Origin of the sequence: Lysobacter cavernae (assembly GCF_042648505.1) — a bacterium.
GTDB classification, from domain to species: domain Bacteria; phylum Pseudomonadota; class Gammaproteobacteria; order Xanthomonadales; family Xanthomonadaceae; genus Lysobacter_L; species Lysobacter_L cavernae.
Genome location: NZ_JBHRXK010000007.1, coordinates 1 through 21,312, shown reverse-complemented (window position 1 = coordinate 21,312; position 21,312 = coordinate 1). Strand labels below are relative to the sequence as shown.

Here is a 21,312-nt window from a genome sequence, read left to right as displayed (position 1 = left end):
CGCTACGGCTCCGGCGAACGGCGTTGTCTCTATTGTGCCCGAGCCGGCCGACGCACGGAGTCCGCTCGGCCGTCGCCGATTCGGCCGCGCTACAGGATGTAGGGCAGATCCGGCAACTCGTTGGCATCGTGATCGCCGTCGCCGCGCGGGAAGTGCTGCGTCAACAACGCCGACAGCGCCTCGACCCCACGCAGCACGGCCGCTTCCGGCTCGCCCGCCTTGAGGCCGGTTTCGATGAGATGACAGACCTCGCGCCATTGTTCGGCACTGACGCGACCGTCGAAGCCGCGGTCGGCGACGATCTCGATGCGGTGATCGGCCAGCAGCAGGTACAGCAGCACGCCGTTGTTGGCCTGGGTGTCCCACACCCGCAGTTGCGCGAACGCCTCCAGCGCGCGATCGCGTGCCTGCCCGCCGGACCAGACCGCACGCGGGTGCAGCGCCGGCTCGACCGCGAAACAGATCTCGCCGCTGTGGCGCAGTTCGCTGTCGGCGATCGCCGCGGCGATGCGTTGCAGGCTGTCGGCCGGGAACAGGCGCTTGGCCGACGGCGCGAACAGGTGCTTGAACAGGCGCATCAGCAGATCCTCACCAGCTGCCGGAGGCGCCACCGCCTCCGCTCATGCCGCCACCACCGCCCCAGCCGCCTCCGCCGCCGAAGCCGCCACCTCCACCGCTGCCCCAACCGCCTCCGCCGTAGCCACCCCAGCCACGGTCACGGGCATAGCGTCCACTTGGCAGGCTGGCCAGGCCCATGAAGAACCCGATCGCCGCACCGATGCCGCCGACCACGAACAGCGACGAGATCAACCAGGCGATGCCGCCTGCCGCGCCGGCGCCGAGCAGGCCGCGCAGCAACGACGGCGCCTTGCCGAAGATGCCGCGCGCGACCTGGGCCACGATGAAGGCAACGAACAGCGCAAAGATCCAGCCGCCACCGCCATCACCGCGCGCGCCGCGGTGGTCGGCCATCGGCTCGGGCAGCGGCTCGCCGTCGATGATCTTCACCAACGCCGCGGTGGCATCGGTGATGCCGCCGACGTAGTCACCGCTGCGGAACTTCGGCACCAGGTACTCCTGGATCACCCGCGCCGAGGTCGCATCCGGAATCGCGCCCTCCAGCCCGTAGCCGACCTCGATGCGCACGCGCCGGTCGTCCTTGGCCACCACCAGCAGCACGCCGTCGTCGACACCCTTGCGACCGATCTTCCATTGCTCGAACGCCCGCACCGCGTACTGGGCGATGTCCTCCGGCATCGTGGTCGGCACCACCAGCACCTGCAGCTGGCTGCCTTTGCGCTGCTGCAACGCCAGCGCCTGCGACTCAAGCTGCTGCCGGGTCGCCGCGTCGAGGGTGCCGGTGGTGTCGATGACCGGCGAGGTGAGCGGCGGGATTGCCACCAGCTGTTGCGCCTGTACGAGCGCGCAGGCGAGCAACAACACGATGGCGACGATCAACGCCGCCACGCGTGGCGCAGGGATGCGCCTGAGGATCACGGTCCGTGCGTCCGTCGGTGCTTAGCCGTTGGCCGGTGCCGGCTGCGTCGGCGGCTGTTGCTGGGCCGGCGGCTGGCCGAAGTCGACCTTCGGGGCCTCCTGGATCTGCGCCTCGTTCTCGACCGTGAAGTTCGGCTTGGGCTTGTAGCCAAACACCATCGCGGTGAGGTTGGTCGGGAACTGGCGGATGTAGGTGTTGTAGTCCTGCACCGACTGGATGTAGCGCTGGCGCTCGACGGTGATGCGGTTCTCGGTGCCTTCCAGCTGCGCCTGCAGCTGCAGGAAGTTCTGGTCGGCCTTGAGCTGCGGGTAGTTCTCGCTGACCACCAGCAGGCGCCCGATCGCGCTCTGCAACTCGCCCTGGGCCTGCTGGTACTGCGCCAGCGAGGCCGGGTCGTCGGCGTTGACGTTGATGCTGCCGACCCTGGAACGCGCCTCGGTGACCTGCGTGAACACCTGCTGCTCGTGACTGGCGTAGCCCTTCACCGTCGCCACCAGGTTCGGCACCAGGTCGGCGCGGCGCTTGTAGACGTTGAGCACTTGCGACCACGAGGCCTTCACCGCCTCGTCCTTCTGCTGGATGGTGTTGTAGCCGCAACCACTGAGCATCACGACCAGGGACGCGACCAGCAACCACTTGGCGACCATCCACGACTTGGCAACGCTACGCATGACGCGACTCCTTCCGTGACATTGCCCAGCATTCCACCACCGGCCGTGGCCCAGCGCAATGGACGGCGCCCTCTCCCTGGCCACCTTCGGCGGCCTGTCCCTCTCCCACAAGGGGAGAGGGAGCCCGCAGCACCGCCTTACCTCTCCCCTCGCGGGAGAGGTCGACGCGCAAAGCGCGTCGGGAGAGGGGCGCTTAGTCCGGCAGCAGACGGCGCTGCGCGCGTCGCTTGGCCCACAGGTTGAGGCACTCGACCAGGGCCGAGAAGCCCATCGCGCCGTAGATGTAGCCCTTCGGGATGTGCAGCTCGAAGCCATCGGCGATCAGGTACACGCCGACCAGGACGATGAAGGCCAGCGCCAGCATCTTGATGGTCGGGTTGGTGTCGATGAAGTGGCCCAGCGGCTTGGCCGCCAGCAGCATCACCGCCACTGCGAGCAGGATCGCCGTCACCATCACCGGGGTGTGGTTGGCCATGCCGACCGCGGCGATCACCGAGTCGAGCGAGAACACGATGTCGATCACCGCGATCTGCGCGATCACCGCCATGAACGAGGCGGCCGGCTTGGTGTGGATGTCCTCGGACTCGCCCTCGCCGATGATCAGATCCTTGATCTCCATCGTGCCCTTCACCAGCAGGAAGGCACCGCCGAGGATCAGCACCAGGTCACGCACCGAGATGCCCTGGCCCAGGATCGTGAACAGGTCGGTGGTCAGCCCGGCCAGCCAGGCCAGGGTCAGTAGCAGGGCGATGCGGCTGATGCAGGCCACGGCGATGCCGAACTTGCGCGCCTTTTCGCGCTGCGCGTACGGCAGCTTGCTGACTGCGATCGAAATGAAGACGAGGTTGTCGATACCGAGCACGATCTCGATGGCGCTCAAGGTAACCAGGGTAATCCACACCTGCGGATCGGTCAGCATTTCAACTATCACTTGCGGGTTTCCTGCATTTGGATTGGGTTCGTTCTCACCCGACGCAGCCGGCCGGGCTCGCGAAAGGGGTTACAGCCAGCGGGGGACGACGATCAGACCCCAGGTCAGCAGCACGTTCATCATCAGTACGAACACCGCCGCCGAGCCCATGTCCTTGGCGCGGCCGGCCAGCTCGTGGAACTCCGGACCATAACGTTCGATCACCGCCTCGACCGCCGAGTTCAGCAGCTCGATGCTCAGCACCAGCAGCATCGAGCCGATCAACAGCACCCGCTCGATCGGTGTCTGCCCCAGCCAGGCGCCCAGCGGCGCCAGGACGACGAACAGGTAGACCTCGAGCCGGAACGAGGATTCGTGCAGCCAGGCAGCACGCAACCCCTGCATCGACCAGACCGTCGCCTTGAGGATGCGCGCCGGGCCCCGCGGCCGATGACCGAATTCGTCCGCCATGCCGACGCGTCAGGCTGCCGACGCGGATGCGGCGCCGGGTCTGCGCCCGGCAAGGGCCGGCACCGGAACACACCCCGGAGACAGGCTTGATGCACCTCGTGTCGCCGGCGTCGCGCACGCGGGCTGGGACTGCGCAAGGGTCAACATGGGCTCGGCGTCTCTGGGGCGAATGCGGTCGCGGCCGCTCACAAGCCGCCGATTTTGCCACAAGCCCCGTCTGGCCGCCCCGGCCATGGCCCTGACCGGCCAGGGCGTCATTCATTCCTAGCACGATCTTCGCGCCACGTTAGCGAGCCCGGCCCTAGCCTGACGGCCCGCTTGGGAGAGCGTCATGCCCCGCTGCGCGCTGCTGGCCCGGCTCGAGGCCAAACCCGGCCAGGAGGAGGCCGTCGAGCAGTTCCTGAAAAGCGCCCTGCCGCTGGCCGAGGCCGAGCCCGGCACCCGCACCTGGTTCGCCCTGCGCTTCGGACCGACCAGTTTCGGCATCTACGACAGCTTCGATACCGAGGCCGGCCGCCAGGCCCACCTCGACGGCCCGATCGCGACCGCCCTGCTGGCCCGTGCCGGCGAACTGTTCGCGCAGCCGCCGCGGATCGACAAGGTCGACCTGCTCGCCAGCAAGCTGCCGCACTGACTCCACCCGCCCGTGTTCAACGGAGAACCGACCATGCCCGTGAAAGCCATCCCCGAGGGTTACCACAGCGTCACCCCCTACATGATCGTCGACAACGCCAAGGCCGCGCTCGACTTCTACCGCGACGCACTCGGCGCCGAGGAGCTTTATCGCTTGCCCATGCCCGATGGCAGCGGTGGCGAAAAGATCGGCCACGCCGAGATCCGCGTCGGTGACTCGCAGATCATGCTGTCCGACGAGTGGCCGGACATGGACGCGCTCGGCCCCAAGTCACGCGGCGGGGCCACCGCCACCTTCATGATTTACGTCGAGGACGCCGACCGGGCCTTCGACCGCGCCGTCAAGGCCGGTGCCAAGGTCGACAAACCGGTCGAGAACCAGATCTGGGGCGACCGCATGGGCTCGGTGATCGATCCCTTCGGCCACAAGTGGAGCTTCGGCACCCACGTCGAGGACGTGCCGCCCGAGGAAATCCAGAAACGCATGGAAGCCTGGATGAAAGAGCAGAAGGCTTGTTGAGCCGAGGCGCATTCGCTGGCTGTCCGTGGCAATACGCCGCGCTTCGGACAGCCCTGACCCCATGGCCGACGGCACCGATGCGCGCGGCGATGCCTGGCTAGCGCATCGGCTCGTCCTCGTGGATGGCGGTGCCGCGGCTGCCGTCGAGCTTGATCCAGCCGCGGAACATACTGCCGCTGTTGAACGGCATGGCGATGTTGCCGTCGCTGTCGAGTGCGATCGCGCCGCCGTCGCCGCCAGCTGCGGGCACGATCTTGTTGACGACTTCATCGGCCGCGGCCTGCAGCGAATCGCCGCGATAGGCCACGCGCGCGCAGATGTCGTGTGCGACCGCGTTGCGGATGTAGAACTCGCCCCAGCCAGTGCCGGATACGCCGCAGCGCGCATCGGCCCAGGTGCCGGCGCCGATGATTGGCGAGTCGCCGACGCGGCCCCATTTCTTGTTGGTCATGCCGCCGGTGCTGGTGGCCGCGGCGATATGGCCCCGGGCATCGAGCGCCACCGCGCCGACGGTGCCGAAGTAGGTCGGCGCATCGCCGTCGCCGGTGCGCGCCTCACGCTTGTCCTTGGCCGCTTCCTCGCGCTGCGCCTTTTCCAGCTGCTGACGGCGCTTGTCGGTGTCGAAGTAACTGTTGGGCACGCGCTCGATCTCTGGGCGGGTATCGGCAAACGCCTCCGCACCGGCGCCGGCCAGCATCACGTGCGGGCTTTGCTCCATGACCGTGCGCGCCAGCTTGATCGGGTTCTTGACCGTGGTGACGCCGGCCACCGCACCGGCGCGACGGCCGTGGCCCTCCATGATCGATGCGTCGAGTTCGTGCCCTCCCTTGGCGTTGAACACCGCGCCCTTGCCGGCGTTGAACTGCGGCGCGTCCTCGAGCACGACCACCGCAGCAGTCACCGCGTCGAGCGCGCTGCCGCCGCTGCTGAGCACCTTGTTGCCGGCATCGAGTGCGCGGTTGAGGGCGGCGTGGTAGGCGCGGCGATCGGCGTCGTTGATCGAGTCCCTGGGCACGAAACCGGCGCCGCCGTGGATGACCAGCGCGGTCTTCGGGGCGGCGGGCAGATCGGCGGCGTGGGTGTTCGAGGTCATTGCGGCCAGGGCGAGCAGGACAAATGCAGGCAATCGGATGGCTGGATGTGGCATGGCAATATCCCGGTGACGGGCTCCGAGCATAGCGCGCAGGCCCCGGCCGCGATGTGCGCCTGCGTAAACCGCCGCCGTATCGCACCGGCGGCTACTCATCCGGCCGCGACGCTTGTCATAATTCCTCAGCCACTCCGGCGTTTCCGCACATCACCCAGGAGCAGCGAGGATGCCAAAACGCAAGGAACGTGGCGCCGCCACCGTGACCATCCTGGACGTGGCCCGGCACGCCGGCGTTTCGCCGATGACCGTCTCGCGCGTGATCAACGGCCACTCCTACGTGGGCGAGGAAATGCGCCAGCGCGTCGAAGCTTCGGTCAAGGCGCTGCGGTACACCCCCAACCTTGCCGGGCGCTCGCTGCGCAGCTCCGGCAGTGCGCGCATCGGCGTGCTGTACAGCAACCCCAGCGCGGCGTACCTCAACCAGTTCATGCTCGGCGTGCTCGAACAGGGCAGCCAGAGCGGCAGCCAGCTGCTGATCGAGAAATGCAGCGGCATCCGCAGCCAGCGCGCCGCCACCGAGCGCCTGCTCGCCGCCGGCGTCGATGGCGTGATCCTGCCTCCGCCATTGTGCGACTCGCGCAGCGCGGTGGAGGAACTGGAAAGCGCCGGCGTGCCGGTGGTCGCCGTGGCTACCGGCTCGCCGATGGATGGCGTCGCGTCGGTCCGCATCGACGACTACCAGGGCGCGCGCGCGATGACGCGCTACCTGTTGGAACTGGGCCACCGCGACATCGGTTTCATCAAGGGCGACCCCCAGCACACGCCGGCCGCGCTGCGCGCCGCCGCGTTCTTCGACACGATGAAGGAAGCCGGGCTGGCCGTGCCGCCCGGGCGCATCGCGCAGGGACTGTTCACCTATCGCTCCGGCCTGGCTGCTGCAGAGCAGCTGCTGAAGGCGCCGAACCGACCCACCGCGATCTTCTCCAGCAACGACGACATGGCCGCCGCGGTCGTGTCGGTCGCGCACGGCCTCGGCTTGCATGTGCCGGAGGAACTGACCGTGACCGGCTTCGACGACACGCCGGTCGCGACGACGGTGTGGCCTGAACTGACCACCATCCACCAACCGGTGGCCGCGATGGCGCGCGCGGCGATGGTGTTGATACAGGACGAGATCCGCCGCAAGCGCAGCGGACGGCCCAAAGCCGCGACCCATCAGGTGATGAAATTCACCCTGGTCAAGCGGCAATCCTCGGCATCACCGGCGACGAGCGCGTAGCGCGCTCGCATCACGCGCAGACCACTTGCTTCCACCGGTGACGGCGCAGGAATGCGTCGGCGCGGATGCGTTTCCGCACTCGTGTGGTAAGGTTACCATACGAGTGCGTCAGCATCGGAGCCGGCTGAAGAATCCGGCCGCAACCACCCAGGAGACAAACGAATGACGGAATCCGCGACCCATGACCACGGTGGCGGACAGGCCCCGGCCGACACGCTGACGCCATGGTTCCGCTCGCCGGATTTCCTGCTCGATCACGTGCGCGACACGATGGCCTTCTACCATCCGCGCTGCATCGACCCGGCAGGCGGCTTCTTCCACTTCTTCCGCGACGACGGCAGTGTTTACGACCACGCCACGCGCCATCTGGTCAGCAGCACGCGCTTCGTCTTCAACTACGCGATGGCCTACCGCACCTTCGGCCAGGCCGACTACCTCGACGCCGTGCGGCACGGCGTGGAATACCTGCGCCGCGTGCACCGCGATCCGGCCAGCGGCGGATACGCCTGGTTGCTGCATGACGGCAAACCGGTCGATGCGACCAATCACTGCTACGGGCTGGCCTTCGTCGCGCTGGCCTACGCCAAGGCGCTGGAGGCCGGCATCGCCGAAGCCGCCGACTGGCTCGACGAGACCTGGGAGTTGATGGAACACCGCTTCTGGGAACCGCGACATGGCCTCTACGCCGATGAAGCCAGCGCCGACTGGCAGGTTTCGCCCTATCGCGGCCAGAACGCCAACATGCACACCTGCGAGGCCTGGCTCGCCGCCTACGAGGCCACCGGCCAACGCCGTTACCTCGATCGCGCCGAGCTGCTCGCGCACAACATGTGCAACCGCCAGGCCGCGCTCGCCGACGGCTTCGTGTGGGAGCACTACCGCAGCGACTGGAGCGTCGACTGGGACTACAACCACGGCGACCGCAGCAACATCTTCCGTCCCTGGGGCTACCAGCCCGGCCACCAGACCGAGTGGGCCAAGCTGCTGCTGATCCTCGACCGGCACCTGCCGCGTGGCTGGCATAGGCCACGTGCGCGCGAACTGTTCGACCGCGCGATGACGCTGTCGTGGGACGACGTGTACGGCGGCATGGTCTACGGCGTCGACCGCGAAGGCCATTTCTACGACGACGACAAATACTTCTGGGTGCAGGCCGAATCGCTGGCCACCGCCGCCCTGCTCGCCGTCGCCACCGGCGAGGACGGCTACTGGTCGTGGTACGACCGCCTGTGGGACTACAGCTGGAAGCACTTCGTCGACCATCGCCACGGTGCGTGGTACCGCATCCTCGCCCGTGACAACCGCAAGTACAGCGACGAGAAGAGTCCGGCCGGCAAGACCGACTACCACACCATGGGCGCGTGCTACGAAGTGCTGCGCGCGTTGCAGGGCGGGTCCTGACCCGCCACCGATACAACTACCGCCGATACGTCGGTGACGGGTCGAGACCGGCCTACGCTTCGGCCCGGTCCGCCAGCAGGGCTTCGACCTGCGCACGCGTTGGCGCATGCGCGCCGGCCTGCGTGCACGCGAGCGCGGCGGTGGCGGCGGCGAAACGCAGGTGCGCCGGCCACGACCGTTCCGGCCTGAGCAGCCAGCTGGCGACGAAGCCGCCGACGCAGGCGTCGCCGGCGCCAACCGTATCGACCACGTCCACAGCGAATGCCGCCTGGTCGATGCGCCGCTCCGGCATGTGCAGGTTCATGCCGCGCGCACCGTGCGTGTACATCAGCAATGCCTGCGGCGCCAGCCGGCGCAGATGCGCCAGGGCCTGCGTCGTGTCGAGGACCGGATAGATCCGCGCCAGATCCTCGTCCGACACCTTCAGCAGGCTCGCCAGCCGCGCCATCCGCTCGAACAAGGCCGGATAGTCCGGCCCCATCAGGTCGCGGTAGTTGGGATCAAAGACAATGCGCACACCTTGGGCATGCAGGCGCTCGGCGATACCGATCAGGCGCTCGCCCAGCCCCGGCCGCACCAGGCTGATGCCGCCGAAATGCGCCAGCGCGCAGGCCTGTTCCCAGTCGGCCGGCAGCTTCGACTCATCGAAGCACAGATCGGCCGCGCCCTCGCCCAGGAAGAAGTAACGCGGCGGGTCGAGCTGATGGACCATCGCCAGCAGCGGCGGCGCCGTCACCGTCTGCACGAAGCGCATGTCGAGTCCGACCGAGCGCGAGCGTTCGACGATGTCGCGGCCGAACACATCCTCGCTGACCGCCCCGGCCCAGCCGGTCGGCACGCCGAGCTTGGCCGCGACGCGGGCGACGTTCCAGCAGGCGCCGCCGGCGATGCTGCGCCAGTCGTGCTCGCCGATGCGAACGAAGTCGGTCAGGGCCTCGCCGAAGACGATGAATGTGGGAAGGGGAGCAGGTGTCATCGTGGGCGGATTGGAACCGGAAGGGTGTTTGTCATCCTGACGACCAGGATGACGCAAGTTTGTCTTCGTCATTCCCGCGCGGGCGGGAATGACGGCAGTGCGGACTCCCCTCACTCGAGAGGAGTCCGCGTTCAGCCTCAGAACCTCACGCGCACGCCAACGTAGTAACGACGATCGAAGATGCTTTGATCGTAGTAGTGGTTGCTCCATTGCGCATAGCGCTTCTCGTGCTCGTCGGTGAGGTTGGTGCCCTGCACGTAGACGGTGAAGTTCTGTGTGATGTCGTAGCTGACCGAGGCATCCAGGTAACCGACATCCTCGTTCCAGATCGCCAGCTGGTCGCCCCACGCGGCAGTGTTCATCTGCGCGAAGCGCTCGCTGCGCCAGTTGTAGGCCAGGCGCGCCTGCAGCTTGTCCTTCTGGTACCAGAGGATGGCGTTGTATTGGTGCTTGGAGTTGTCGCCCACCGGCAAGGTGTTGCCGTCGATGTCCTCGCCCGTGGTGTCGGCGTCGGAGTAGGTGTAGTTGAGGTTGGCGCCGAAGCCGCTCAGCCAGCCCGGCAGGAAGTCGAAGGCCTGCTGGTAGCCGACCTCGAAGCCCTTGATCGTGCCCGGGCCACCGTTGACGATGCGCTCCACCGGGCCGCCCGCGCGCACCACGCCGTCGGCATCGGGTATCGGCTCGACCTGGGTCACGCTGGCCGGCGAGTTCTTCACGTCGATCAGGAACACCCCGACGTTGAACAGCGCCGCATCAGCGAAGTACCACTCCCACGAACCGTTGTAGTAATTGGCCTCGTAGGGCTCCAGGTCCGGATTGCCGGAACGGCCGCTGAGGAACAGCGCCGCATCCGCCGGCAGGTCCGGGTTACGCGGTGGCGTGCCATTGACCGCGTAGAAGGACACCATGCCACGGCCCAGGTCCGGCAGGCTCTGCCGCGCGACCGCCTTGTTGTAGCCGAAGCGCAGCTTCTGCTCGTCGGACAGGTCGAAGCTCAGGTTGAGCGCCGGCAGTATGTCGGTGCGCGTCTTCTCGATCCGGTTGACGCCCTGCGCCGGATTGACGCCGTTCCAGCTGTGGCTGCCAATGAAGACGCTGCCGTCAATCTGGTACTGGTCGATGTAGGTCTGGGTCTGCACGATGCGCACGCCGAGGTTGGCGTACCACGGGATGCCGTTACTGCCGGTGCGGCCCTCCAGATTGGCGAGGAAGTAGCCGGACAGCGTTTCTTCCTCGACCTTGTACGACTCCGGCGCATTCGTGTAGGCAACGTTGCCCGGATACAGGCTGTTGAGGTAGGCGACCGGGTCCTCCATCACGTCCGGATTGACCGCCGGCAGGCCGTTCGCGCCGAGGCCGTTGATCTTCACCGGGTCGAAGTTGTTGAAGTACGTCCAGTAACCCGGCACCGAGGTGTACGGCAGGATCCGCGCCTCGGCATTGCCGGTGCAGGCGTCGGTGACCATCGGGTCCTTGAAGTAATACAACGCCAGGTTCGGGTCGGAGCACGGCCCCGGCGAAACCGGCGACAGGTAGCGGTACGCGTCGTACTCGAAGTCGCGCTCGCCGTAGCGCGCGCCGAACTGCACCGACTTGAGCACGCTGTCGTCCATGAACTCCCACGTCGCGTCGGCGCGGTAGGCATCGAGCCCGGCGTCCATCTTGTTGCCCTGCGCCCAGGTCGACATGAGCTGCCAGTTCTGCGGGTTGCTGACGTCGGTGAGCATGGTCAGCTGCGGGAACTCGCCGCGGAAGTCGATCGCCGCGTCCACCGCTTCCAGGCCGTTGGCATTCGCCCACTGCGTGGTGCCGTCGGGCAGCGTGATCATGTTGCCGCGCGAGACCAGCGAGTCGGCGCGCGCCTCGTCGTAGTCGCGGCTGGAATCGCCGTGCACCCAGCGCAGCGTGCCGTGCAGCGGGCCGCCATTGTCGAAGCGCAGTTCCAGGTTGGTGTTGAGCGATTTCGACGTACTCGGCGCGGCGAACGAATGCGCCTGGAAGCGGTTGTAGTGGAACACGCCGTACTCGAGCACGCCGTTGCCGTCGACGACCGAGCCCGGCTGCAGCTGGTCGGTGGCCCAGCCGGAATGCAACTGCGCCGCCACCGACTTGTCGGTGTTGTCCATCTTGGTATAGGCCACGTCGCCCACCAGCGTCAGCGAATCGTTGACGTTGAACTGGAACGCACCGTTGATTCCGGCGCGCTCGCGCTCGCTGATGCGGTTCTCCAGTTCGGTCGCGACCCAGTTGTAGAAGTAATCGCGCGGCTTGTTGGCGGAGTCGAAGTTGCAACCGATCGCGCCATCGCCGTTGAAGTCGAAGCCGACGTTGCCCTCGCACGACTTCTGCGCGCCATTGCTCCACACGCTCGGGCGCTTGTTCTCAAGCGTCGCCTCGGAGTACGACACCGTAAGCAATGCGCCCCAGCGCTCGTCGCGGTAGCTCATCAGGCCCGAATACAGCTGGTTCCACTCCTCGCTGCGGTCGCCGTAGGAGCCTTCGGCCTGGCCGCTGAAGGTCCAGCCGGCCGGCAGGTCGAACGGCCGCCGCGTCCGGAACGACACCGTGCCGCTGATTCCGCCCTCCAGATCGGCCGCGGTCTGCGACTTGATCACGTCCACGCCGCTGAACAGCGTCGGCGGCACGTCGACGAAGTCGGGCTGGGCGGTGCCGAGGTTCGGCTGGCCGTACTGGTCGCCACCACCGGCGCTGAGGAACAGCTCGCCGTTCATCGTGGTCTGCACCTGCGGCATGCCGCGGATGTTGATCTGCGCGCCTTCGCCCGCCGAGCGGCGGATCTGCACGCCGGTCACGCGCTGCAGCGAATCGGCGATGGTGACGTCGGGCAGCTTGCCGATGTCCTCGGCCGAGATCGAATCGAGGATCTGCGCCGCGTCGTGCTTGGTGCCGATCGCCTGGGTCTGCGCGCCACGCACGCCGAGCACGATGACCTGGTCCAGTTCAGTCACTTCGTCCTGCGCCGGCGCGGCGGCCTGCGTCGACGACACCTGTTCTGCCTGCGGTGCCTGCTGCGCCCACGCCGCGTTCGCGGCCAGCAGCGTGACGGCGATCGCGGCGGCAAGCGGCGCGATGCGGGTTGCGGTTACCTGCTTGTTCATTGCTCTCCCTCCCGGTGGGTTCATGCCCGTGTCGTATGCGGCGTCGCCGCTTGTTATGTGGTAACGATACCTTTGAAGCGCAAAAAACAGGCCGACTTGCGCCGGCCACTTGCTGCGATGGTTCAATGCAAGGGGCTGGACACCACGGCAACCCCATCCTCACGCCGGTCGCGCAACGACCCTTTGCGCACCAGCAGCCCGTACACCGCGATCCACACGTAGCAGGCCGCTGGCACCAGCAACGCCAGCGCCAGGCCGATGCGGTCGGCAGTGAAGCCCGCCAGCAGCGGCACGATCGCGCCGCCGACGATCGCCTGGCACAGCAGGCCGGAACCGCCCGCGGTGTCCTCGCCGAGGCCGTCGATCGACAGCGCGAAGATGGTCGGGAACATCACCGAGTTGAACAGGCCGATCGCGAGGATCGCCACCGCCGCGGTCATGCCTCCCGACAGCGCGGCGGTCACCGCGAGCAGCGCCGCCATCACCGCGCACACCGTCAGCACCACGCCCGGCGCGAGGAAGCGCAGCACGTACGAGCCGATGAAGCGGCCGACCATCGCCAGCCCCCAGTAGATGCTGATCATGACGCCGGCCGCCTTCGCGCTGGCGTGCAGTGTGTCCTCCTGCATCAGGAAGTTGGCCATCAAGCTGCCGACCGTCACCTCGGCGCCGACGTAGAGGAAGATCGCCAGCGCGCCCAGGCTCAGGCGCGGATGCCTGAGCAGGCGCAGGTAATCGCCGCCGCGCGGCACGTGCACGGCCGGCACCTGTGCGCGACGGACGATCCAGCACATCAGCGCAAGCGCGGCGAGCACCGCGGCGATGATCATGAACGGCAGCCGCAGGTCGTGCGCCTCCTCGCGGCGGAAAGCCTCGAGCGCGGCGCCGCTGAGCTGCGACGGAGCCGTCGCCTCGGCGCCGCCGGACAGGATCAGCGCCGCACCGAACATCGGCCCGAGCATCGTGCCGACCGAATTGAACGCCTGCGCCAGCGTCAACCGGCTGTGCGAACGCGCCGGATCACCCAGGCCCGCCGCCAGCGGATTGGCCGCGACCTGCACGACGGTGATGCCGCAGGCGAGGATGAACAGTGCGCCGAGGAAGGCCGGATACCAGCCCATCGCCGCGGCCGGCGTGAACAGCAGGCAGCCGCCGGCCATCACCACCAGGCCGACAACGATGCCGCGCAGGTAGCCGATGCGGCCGATCAGCTGCCCGGCCGGAATCGAAGCGACGAAGTAGGCGAGGAAGAAGCAGAACTGGGTCAGCATCGCCTCGGTGTAGTTGAGCGAGAACACCGCCTTGAGCTTGGGGATCAGGGTATCGACCAATACCGTGCAGAAACCCCATGCAAAGAACAGCAGGATCACCAACGGCAGCAACCACGCCGATGCGGCGGCGGTCGACCCCGTCGCACGGCCCTGTAAAGCACCGGTTCCTTCGTACATCACGCCCCTCCGCGTCATGCGGGCGCTGTTGCGCCCTGTCGTGTTGTCGTAAGCGCCCATCGGCGCATCTGATATCGTTACCTGACAGCCGCCCGCACTGTCAATTTGCACCGCATCAAATCAGCGCGCCGCCAGCGGCAGCGACGTCTCCGCCACATTCCAGCCGCGCAGCATCACCGCGCCGCCCTGCAGCGCGGCAACCCGGTCGCAGGCGATCGTGACATCGCGAGACTCGCCGGGCAGCAGGTTCACGTAGTTGTCGTCGGCGAAGGCCGGCAGGATGCGCTTGCCCTCGGCATCGACCAGGGTCAGCTTGGCAACCAGTGCGACCGTCTGCGACGAATTGCGCAGGCGCACGCGCACCGTGTTGCCGTCGGCCTGCGCCTGCGCCTGCGCGTCCAGGGTCACCTGTGGTAGCGCAGCCAGGCGCTGGCGCGATGCCGCCGCATCGTGCGCGACCCAATAGAAGTTCTCCGACAGCGTTCCACCGCCGTGGATGGCGCGCAGTTTCACGTAGACCACGCCTTCCTGCGCCAATACGCCGGCGAGGTCGAGCCCTTCCGCGCCGGCCACCGCACCCGCCGCCGCATCGACCCGCCGGCGACTTTGCTGCAATACGCGGCCATCGGCAGCGTGCACGGAGGCTTCGACTTCGACCCCGCGCAGCGCCTGGCGCGTGTTGTTCACCAGCGCGAGGCCGTGCTCCGGAAGGTTCATCTGCACATGCACCGGCTCGGCCGCCTTCTTCACCGCGTAGTAGGCGGCGTGCGTGTCGTAGTCGTGGCTGTAGATCTGCCACATGTTGCTGGGCCAGGCCGGGTGGCTCATCCACAGCAGGCGGCCGCTGTTCTTCGACCACAGGTGCGCGTTCATCCCTTCGAAGATCGCGCGGTGGCTGTCGTAGTTGAGCAGTTGCGCCTTGCGCTCGAAGTCGGCGAAGTCCTTCGCCTCGCCTAGCCTGTCGGCCATCGCGCGCATGAAGGTGGCAGTGTCGCCGTTACCGGACTGGTGCCAGTCGTGGTAGGCCCAAGCGTCGCCGATCGGCCACAGGTCGGCCGGCTCGACCATCGCCGCGAACGCCTCGCGCGTGGCGAAGGAAGGCGTGCCGACCTCGACCGAGAAACCGCGCGCGTGTTCGGTGAAATAGGTTTCCGGCTCGCGGTAGTTGTACGGGCCGCTGCCGGCCAGGTTCACGCTGTTGGAGCTGCCGGAGTAGTAGCGGGTGCCGTCCAGTTCCGCGACGATGCGGTCCAGCTCCTCGTTGAGCCAGGGTTGCGGCACGCCCTCGTTGCGGCCGAACCACAGCACGATCGAAGGATGGTGGCGGTAGCGGCGGATCACGTCGCTGGCATTGGCGACGAACAGCGCCTCGTCCTGCGGTTCGAGCTGGAAATCCTGGGTGGAGGCCCAGAAGTCGTTGAGCACCATCAGGCCGTGCTCGTCGGCGAGGTCGAAGAAGACCTCCTCGGTGTTCTGCCCGACCCAGTTGCGCACGACGTTCATGTGCGCGGCGCGCTGCAGGCGGAAGTACGGCTCCAACCGCTCGCGCGAAACGCGCTTGCGCCAGTCGTCGGTGCCCCAGTTTCCACCCTTGGCGGCGATGCGCACGCCGTTGACGCGGATCACCAGATGCGGCGCGAGGCGCTCGTCGGACAGTTCATGCACTGCCGGCGACTCCAGCGCACCGGGCTGCAGCGACGCTGCCCAGCCACCTGGCGTCTTGCGGATCGCCTCGTGGCGTACGTCGACGACGCGTTCGCCGCGTTCGCGCGCCTTGGCCAGGTCCACTTCGACGCGACGAAGCCGGCCGTCATCGTCGAACAACGACAGCTCGTAGGTGACGGTGCGGATGCCGAAGCGCAGGCTGCGCCGATCGGAAACCGCGCCGTCGACGACGAACTGCAGGTCGAGCTCGTGCAACGCCGCCTCGCCGTAGCCGTTGGGCCACCACAGGCGCGGGTCGCGCAGCGACAGTTGTGCGAATTCGGCCGGGGTCAGCTTCACCGTCTTGGTTTCGCCCGGCGCGATCGCGACATGCCGGCTCACGCGCACGTCGTCGAACGCGGCCACGACCTCGCCCTCGATCGCGTCATCGCCACGGTTCGTCACCGGCACTTCGATCTCGATGTCGGCGCGGCGGTGGTCCGCGCTCAGCTTGGCGGTGACCACGTGCGCATCGCCGAGGGTCGCCGCACCGCTGGCCGTCAGGCGCACGCCCTGCCACAGACCGGTGTTGCGATCGCGCACGGCCGGGATCCAGTCCCAGCCTTCGCTGGCGATGAAAGTCGGGCCGTCGAGCGCCTGCATGCCGCCGTTGTCGCCGACGCCAGCGGTCATCGACTGTTCGTGCGGAATGCCCGGATGCTGCGGCGGTGACACCTGCACCGCCAGTGCGTTGCGCGCGCCGGGACGCAGCTTGCTGGTCACGTCGAACACGCCGCGGATGAAGGCGCCGCGGGTTTCGCCGAGGTATTCGCCGTTGAGCCAGATCTTCGCGACGTAGTTGATGCCGTCGAAATTCAGCTGCAGGCGCTTGCCGTCGAGCGCGGCCGGCGCGTCGAACTCACTGCGGTACCACCAGTCATGCTGGTTCAGTGATTCCGGGATGGCCATGTTGTTCAGGCCAAAGTCCGGATCGGGATAGACGCCGCGGTCGACCAGCGTGGTCAACACGGTGCCGGGCACGGTGGCCGTGTACCAGGTCTTGCCCTGCGCATAACCGGTGCGCGACAACGCGGCGCCGTCGGCCTCACCCAGTTCCGACGCCGAGGCGAGCCACCAGCGATCGAGGTTCCACTCGGCGTCGCCCTGCGGCGCAAGCCCCTGCGTCTTCGGCTCCGGCTTCGCTTGCGGCGTGGACAACGGTGCGCGGCTCTTCGGCAACGTCCACGCATCCTGCGGCCGGGTCATGCCATACATCTGCCGCACCTGCACCGGCCACTGCGGCGAGGCGGCTTCGAAGCGGGTCAGTGCCTCGTCCGGCGGCTGCTTCGCCCACTGCTGCAACGCGGTTTCATCGCGCACTGCGCCGTCCAGGGTGAAGCCGGCGATCAATCCGCCGAAATGCCGCGCCTGTGGCCACGCCTGCGCTTGCGGGCCGAACACCAGCTTCGGCGCGAGTGCTTCCGCCAGCAGATCGCCCTGTGCGACGCGGCGACCGTCGAGGTACAGGTCGAGCCGGCCGCCGCGAGTGACCGCGGCCAGCGCCTGCCACCGTCCCACGCGCAGCTTCGCGGAGGAATGCAGCCAACGCTCGCCACCCGACCAGAATGCAAGGCGACCGCGATCGATCGCGAAGTAGCGCGCCGGGCCGTGCACATCGCCGACGCCGGCTATCAGCACGCGACCGTCGCCCGCTTCGAGCGGCTTGATCCAGCCGCGCAGGGTCCAGTCCGCGCCTGCGCGCAGCGGCGCGGCATCGGCAGGCAAGGCCTTTTCCAGTCCGGTCCCGCCCTGGAGAAGTTCGACGTCATACGGCCCATGGACCGTCTGTGACCATGCCGTGGCGGACATCATGACGGCCACGGCAGCAAGCAGGCCGCGCGCGGCCCGGACGATGCGATGCAACATTCTTCACCCCTCCTGCGTCGTGCGTGTCGGCGCTCTTTGCGGCGCCGTTCACGGTTTTCCCGCGCTATAACGTTCCGACGCGGGCCGTACTGAGGTAACGTTACCTGCCCGCCGGGTCGGATGCAACTTGGCGGGAGCCACAGAGAGAAAGGAGGGGACGATGCGCAAACTCACGTGGGCCGCCACCGCACTGGCAGCTCTTCTTCCGGTCGCACATGCGGCGGCACAGACGTTGCCGTTGCGCTCGCCCGACGGCCGCATCGAGGTCGAATTCGCGCTCGACGACCGGGGCACGCCTGGCTATCGCATCGCCTTCGACGGCCGCGAAGTGATCGCACTGTCCGCACTGGGACTCGACCTCGGCGCCAACGGCAAGCTAGCCGAAGGGTTTCATCTCGAAGGCGAGCAGCGCCGCAGCGTCGACCAGCGTTACACGCTGCCCGCCGGCAAGACGCGCCAGGCGCGCGACCACTTCAACGAAGTGCACGCCGCGCTCGAGCACAGCGACGGTCGCCGCCTCGGCGTGATCCTGCGCGCCTACGACGACGGCGTCGCGCTGCGCTACGTCCTGCCGGCCACGCTGCGCCGGTCCGGGCTGGGGATCCGCGAGGAGCTGACCCGCTTCGCCTTTCCGCGTGACTACGCCTGCTGGGCGTTGAACCTCGGCCGCTTCGGCACCAGCCACGAGGGCGAGTTCGACCCGTTGTCCTCGGCGATGATCCGCCCGCACGCGCTGCTCGATCTGCCATTGGTGTGCCATACCGGCGCGGGCGACACCACGTTCGCGCTGGCCGAAGCCGATCTGACCGATTACGCCGGCCTGTACCTGAGCGGCCGCGGCGACGGCGAACACGGCGTGGAGGCGAAATTGTCGCCGCGCCTGGACCAGCCCGGCGTCGCCGTGCGCGTGCCGGCCGGCGAAGACGACTTCCACACGCCGTGGCGCGTGGTGATGCTGGGTGAGCATCCGGGCCGGCTGATCGAGTCAACGCTGCTGCTCAACCTCAATCCGCCCTCGCGCATCGACGACACCAGCTGGATCCGGCCCGGCAAGTCGGCCTGGGACTGGTGGTCGGGCGGCGTCGCCCCCGACGTGCCGGACGCCGGCATGAACGACGCGACCATGCGCCGTTACATCGATCACGCCGCCGCCCTGCGGCTCGACTACATGCTGATCGACGACGGCTGGTACGTCGGCAGCAGTGGCGACGGCCGCTACCACGAGACCGCCGACATCACCCGCGCGATCCCGCAGATCGACCTGCCGGCACTGGTGCGCTATGCCGGTGACCGCCGGGTCGGGCTATGGCTGTGGGCGCACTGGAAGGCGCTGGATACGCGCATGGACGAGGCCTTCGCCTACTACGCCAAGCTCGGCATCAAAGGCGTCAAGGTCGACTTCATGGATCGCGACGACCAGGTGATGGTCGAGTTCTACCACCGCCTGCTGCGCAAGGCCGCCGAGCACAAGCTGCTGATCGACCTGCACGGCGCCTACCATCCCACCGGCCTCAACCGCACCTGGCCGAACTTCCTCACCCAGGAAGGCGTGCTAGGCGCCGAGTACAACAAGTGGAGCCGACGCATCACCGCGACCCACAACGTCACCCTGCCGTTCACGCGCATGCTGCTCGGACCGATGGACTACACACCCGGCGGTTTCCGCAACGTTACGCCGGAGCAGTTCACTGCGCAGCATTTCTCGCCGCAAGTGATGACCACGCGCGCGCAGCAGCTGGCGATGTTCGTGGTCTACGAAAGCGCGCTCGCGGTGGTGGCCGACAGCCCCGACGCCTACACGGGTGCCGACGGCGCTGACTTCCTGCGCCACGTGCCGGCGAGTTGGGACGAGACGCGCGTTATCGCCGGTGCGATCGGCGAATACATCGTCGTCGCCCGCCGTCACGGCCGCGAGTGGTATGTCGGCGCGATGGGCAACGAGCAGGCACGCGAACTGCGCGTGCCGCTGGATTTCCTCGACCACGGATCATGGCAGGCGACGCTGTACCAGGACGGCGTTACGCCGACCAAACTGCGCATGCAGACACGCACATTGAAAAGCGACGATTCGATCACGCTGAAGCTGGCGCCGGGTGGGGGCGCGGCGGTGCGACTGGTCGCGGAATAAGTGCCGCCACCGTTAATGCCGTCATCCCCGCGAGGCGGGGGCGATGCGCCGCCGCTTGCGAGCCACTGGCTCGCGCGGCGCTGAGCGCCATCGGGCTATGTCCGGTGGCAGGGGATTGAAGATCCAAGGGCGTCAACTCTTTGGACAACAATGCCCCTGGATAGTGCCGCCGAACGGCGCCCCAAAAGACCCCGCCTTCGCGGGACGAGCAAGAGCGTTTTCCTCAACGTCGTCTTAACCGGCGCTCGGCACAAAACTACTGCTGCCGCAACGCCTCGATCGGATCCAGCTGCGACGCCTTGCGCGCCGGGTAATACCCGAAGAACAGCCCCGTCATGATCGAGAATGCCGCCGCCAGCGCCACCACCTGGCCGTTCAATACCACCGGCAGCGAGCCGAACTTGCCGACCAGCAAGGCGCCGACCACGCCGATCGCGATGCCGAGCACGCCGCCGATCAGGGCGATCAGCATCGCCTCGGCCAGGAACTGGCGGCGCACATCGGAAGGCCCGGCCCCCACCGCCATGCGCAAACCGATCTCGCGAATGCGCTCGGTCACCGACACCAGCATGATGTTCATGATGCCGATACCGCCGATCACCAGGCAGATGGTGGCCACCGCGCCGAGCATCTTCGACATCAGGTTGGTGGTCGCCGTGCGCGTGGCCACGATCTCGGAGATGTTGCGCACGTTGAAGTCGTCCTCGTCGCCCGGGCTGATGCGGTGGCGCTGGCGCAGCAGGGCCTCGACCTCGCCCTGCACGTAGGTCAGGTCCTTGGCATCGGCGACCGTCAGCGCGACCTGCATCACCGCACCGGCCGGCAGCCCCATCGCGCCCATCAGGCGGCGGCGCGCGGTTTCCAGCGGCGCCATCACCACGTCGTCCTGGTCCTGGCCGAAACCGCCCTGCCCCTTCGGCTTGAGCGTGCCGACCACGGTGAACGGCACGCGGCCGAGGCGGATGGTCTGGCCGATGCCGGGGTCGTCGCCGAACAGCGTGCGCCGCACCGTCTCGCCCAGGATCACCACCTTGTCGGCACTGGTGTAGTCCTGCGCGTCGAAGCCCTCGCCGCTGGCGATCTGCCAGCCGTTGATATCGAAGAAATCCGCCTGCACGCCCTGCCAACTGGTCGAGGCGTTGTTCTCGGCGTACACCACCTGGGTGCTGCCGCGCAGCGCGCCGGCCACGTACTGCACTTCCGGCACCTCGTTGCGGATGGCTTCGACATCGCCCTCGTTGAGGGTGAAGAAACTCGACGCGCTCATCCGCGCGCCACCGCCGCCGCGGCCGGCGCCGGGGCTGATGTCCAGGCGCTGCGAGCCCAGGCCCGACACCATCTTGTCGATCTCGGCCTGGGTGCCCTGCCCGACCGAGACCATCACGATCACCGCGGCAATGCCGATGATCACACCCAGCGAGGTCAGCGCGCTGCGCAGCCAGTTGCCGCGCAGGGCGAAGATGGCGGTGCGCAGGATGTCGGAGAAGTTCATGGCATTCGCTCGTGATTCGTGATTCGTGATTCGTGATTCGTGATTCGTGATTCGTGATTCGTGATTCGTGATTCGTGATTCGTGATTCGTGATTCGTGATTCGTGA

Annotated in this window: 16 protein-coding genes; 5 read left to right on the top strand and 11 right to left on the bottom strand. The window is 67.5% G+C overall.

Features of this window, described 5'->3' with window-relative positions:
• Nucleotides 1-89 precede the first annotated feature (89 nt).
• From ACFOLC_RS13430 to ACFOLC_RS13410, 5 genes are all read right to left on the bottom strand, one after another.
• The gene (locus ACFOLC_RS13430) at nt 90-578 is read right to left on the bottom strand and encodes a TPM domain-containing protein (RefSeq protein ID WP_386759773.1); all 489 of its coding nucleotides are present in this window, start codon (nt 576-578) and stop codon (nt 90-92) included.
• Nucleotides 579-588: 10 nt separating this feature from the next.
• The gene (locus ACFOLC_RS13425) at nt 589-1,494 is read right to left on the bottom strand and encodes a TPM domain-containing protein (RefSeq protein ID WP_386759902.1); all 906 of its coding nucleotides are present in this window, start codon (nt 1,492-1,494) and stop codon (nt 589-591) included.
• Between the two features lie 24 nt (nt 1,495-1,518).
• Entirely contained in the window at nt 1,519-2,169 is a 651-nt protein-coding gene (locus ACFOLC_RS13420; protein ID WP_386759772.1) for a LemA family protein, read from the bottom strand.
• A 193-nt stretch (nt 2,170-2,362) separates the two neighbouring features.
• Complete coding sequence (locus tag ACFOLC_RS13415; protein WP_386759771.1) at nt 2,363-3,100, bottom strand: TerC family protein; 738 nt, start codon at nt 3,098-3,100, stop codon at nt 2,363-2,365.
• 69 nt (nt 3,101-3,169) lie between these two features.
• Nucleotides 3,170-3,550 (bottom strand): diacylglycerol kinase, encoded by a 381-nt coding sequence (locus ACFOLC_RS13410; protein ID WP_386759770.1) that lies wholly within the window; start codon nt 3,548-3,550, stop codon nt 3,170-3,172.
• 331 nt (nt 3,551-3,881) lie between these two features.
• Between ACFOLC_RS13410 and ACFOLC_RS13405 the strand changes: the two genes are divergently transcribed.
• A complete protein-coding gene (locus ACFOLC_RS13405) occupies nt 3,882-4,184 on the top strand; it encodes a putative quinol monooxygenase (protein ID WP_386759769.1) in 303 nt (100 codons plus the stop codon).
• A 33-nt stretch (nt 4,185-4,217) separates the two neighbouring features.
• Complete coding sequence (locus ACFOLC_RS13400) at nt 4,218-4,703, top strand: VOC family protein (protein WP_386759768.1); 486 nt, start codon at nt 4,218-4,220, stop codon at nt 4,701-4,703.
• Between the two features lie 97 nt (nt 4,704-4,800).
• On the opposite strand, the gene ACFOLC_RS13395 is transcribed toward ACFOLC_RS13400, so the two are convergent.
• Nucleotides 4,801-5,850, bottom strand: a complete 1,050-nt coding sequence (locus tag ACFOLC_RS13395; RefSeq protein WP_386759767.1) for an isoaspartyl peptidase/L-asparaginase family protein — start codon at nt 5,848-5,850, stop codon at nt 4,801-4,803.
• Nucleotides 5,851-6,019: 169 nt separating this feature from the next.
• Between ACFOLC_RS13395 and ACFOLC_RS13390 the strand changes: the two genes are divergently transcribed.
• Nucleotides 6,020-7,072 carry a LacI family DNA-binding transcriptional regulator gene (locus ACFOLC_RS13390; RefSeq protein ID WP_386759766.1) on the top strand — a complete coding sequence of 351 codons (1,053 nt, stop codon included), beginning with the start codon at nt 6,020-6,022 and terminating at the stop codon, nt 7,070-7,072.
• Between the two features lie 162 nt (nt 7,073-7,234).
• A complete protein-coding gene (locus tag ACFOLC_RS13385; protein ID WP_386759765.1) occupies nt 7,235-8,473 on the top strand; it encodes an AGE family epimerase/isomerase in 1,239 nt (412 codons plus the stop codon).
• A 52-nt stretch (nt 8,474-8,525) separates the two neighbouring features.
• Here the strand turns inward: ACFOLC_RS13385 and ACFOLC_RS13380 are convergent, their stop codons facing one another.
• The 4 genes from ACFOLC_RS13380 to ACFOLC_RS13365 all read right to left on the bottom strand — a co-directional run bounded on the left by ACFOLC_RS13380 (nt 8,526) and on the right by ACFOLC_RS13365 (nt 17,586).
• Complete coding sequence (locus ACFOLC_RS13380; RefSeq protein WP_386759764.1) at nt 8,526-9,449, bottom strand: carbohydrate kinase family protein; 924 nt, start codon at nt 9,447-9,449, stop codon at nt 8,526-8,528.
• 137 nt (nt 9,450-9,586) lie between these two features.
• Nucleotides 9,587-12,568: a TonB-dependent receptor gene (locus ACFOLC_RS13375; protein WP_386759763.1), complete on the bottom strand. Its 2,982-nt coding sequence runs from the start codon at nt 12,566-12,568 to the stop codon at nt 9,587-9,589.
• 122 nt (nt 12,569-12,690) lie between these two features.
• On the bottom strand, nt 12,691-14,016 hold the full coding sequence (locus ACFOLC_RS13370) for a sugar MFS transporter (protein ID WP_386759762.1): 1,326 nt from the start codon (nt 14,014-14,016) through the stop codon (nt 12,691-12,693).
• 120 nt (nt 14,017-14,136) lie between these two features.
• Nucleotides 14,137-17,586: a glycosyl hydrolase 2 galactose-binding domain-containing protein gene (locus ACFOLC_RS13365; RefSeq protein WP_386759761.1), complete on the bottom strand. Its 3,450-nt coding sequence runs from the start codon at nt 17,584-17,586 to the stop codon at nt 14,137-14,139.
• Nucleotides 17,587-17,746: 160 nt separating this feature from the next.
• Between ACFOLC_RS13365 and ACFOLC_RS13360 the strand changes: the two genes are divergently transcribed.
• The gene (locus ACFOLC_RS13360) at nt 17,747-19,714 is read left to right on the top strand and encodes a glycoside hydrolase family 97 protein (protein ID WP_386759760.1); all 1,968 of its coding nucleotides are present in this window, start codon (nt 17,747-17,749) and stop codon (nt 19,712-19,714) included.
• 256 nt (nt 19,715-19,970) lie between these two features.
• On the opposite strand, the gene ACFOLC_RS13355 is transcribed toward ACFOLC_RS13360, so the two are convergent.
• Entirely contained in the window at nt 19,971-21,206 is a 1,236-nt protein-coding gene (locus ACFOLC_RS13355; RefSeq protein ID WP_386759759.1) for an ABC transporter permease, read from the bottom strand.
• Nucleotides 21,207-21,312: the final 106 nt, after the last annotated feature.

Coding starts and splice junctions, on each gene's coding strand:
- ACFOLC_RS13430 (WP_386759773.1), bottom strand. CDS start 578: ATGCGCCTGTTCAAGCACCTGTTCGCGCCGTCGGCCAAGCGCCTGTTC.
- ACFOLC_RS13420 (WP_386759772.1), bottom strand. CDS start 2,169: ATGCGTAGCGTTGCCAAGTCGTGGATGGTCGCCAAGTGGTTGCTGGTC.
- ACFOLC_RS13410 (WP_386759770.1), bottom strand. CDS start 3,550: ATGGCGGACGAATTCGGTCATCGGCCGCGGGGCCCGGCGCGCATCCTC.
- ACFOLC_RS13405 (WP_386759769.1), top strand. CDS start 3,882: ATGCCCCGCTGCGCGCTGCTGGCCCGGCTCGAGGCCAAACCCGGCCAG.
- ACFOLC_RS13400 (WP_386759768.1), top strand. CDS start 4,218: ATGCCCGTGAAAGCCATCCCCGAGGGTTACCACAGCGTCACCCCCTAC.
- ACFOLC_RS13395 (WP_386759767.1), bottom strand. CDS start 5,850: ATGCCACATCCAGCCATCCGATTGCCTGCATTTGTCCTGCTCGCCCTG.
- ACFOLC_RS13390 (WP_386759766.1), top strand. CDS start 6,020: ATGCCAAAACGCAAGGAACGTGGCGCCGCCACCGTGACCATCCTGGAC.
- ACFOLC_RS13385 (WP_386759765.1), top strand. CDS start 7,235: ATGACGGAATCCGCGACCCATGACCACGGTGGCGGACAGGCCCCGGCC.
- ACFOLC_RS13380 (WP_386759764.1), bottom strand. CDS start 9,449: ATGACACCTGCTCCCCTTCCCACATTCATCGTCTTCGGCGAGGCCCTG.
- ACFOLC_RS13375 (WP_386759763.1), bottom strand. CDS start 12,568: ATGAACAAGCAGGTAACCGCAACCCGCATCGCGCCGCTTGCCGCCGCG.
- ACFOLC_RS13370 (WP_386759762.1), bottom strand. CDS start 14,016: ATGTACGAAGGAACCGGTGCTTTACAGGGCCGTGCGACGGGGTCGACC.
- ACFOLC_RS13365 (WP_386759761.1), bottom strand. CDS start 17,586: ATGTTGCATCGCATCGTCCGGGCCGCGCGCGGCCTGCTTGCTGCCGTG.
- ACFOLC_RS13360 (WP_386759760.1), top strand. CDS start 17,747: ATGCGCAAACTCACGTGGGCCGCCACCGCACTGGCAGCTCTTCTTCCG.
- ACFOLC_RS13355 (WP_386759759.1), bottom strand. CDS start 21,206: ATGAACTTCTCCGACATCCTGCGCACCGCCATCTTCGCCCTGCGCGGC.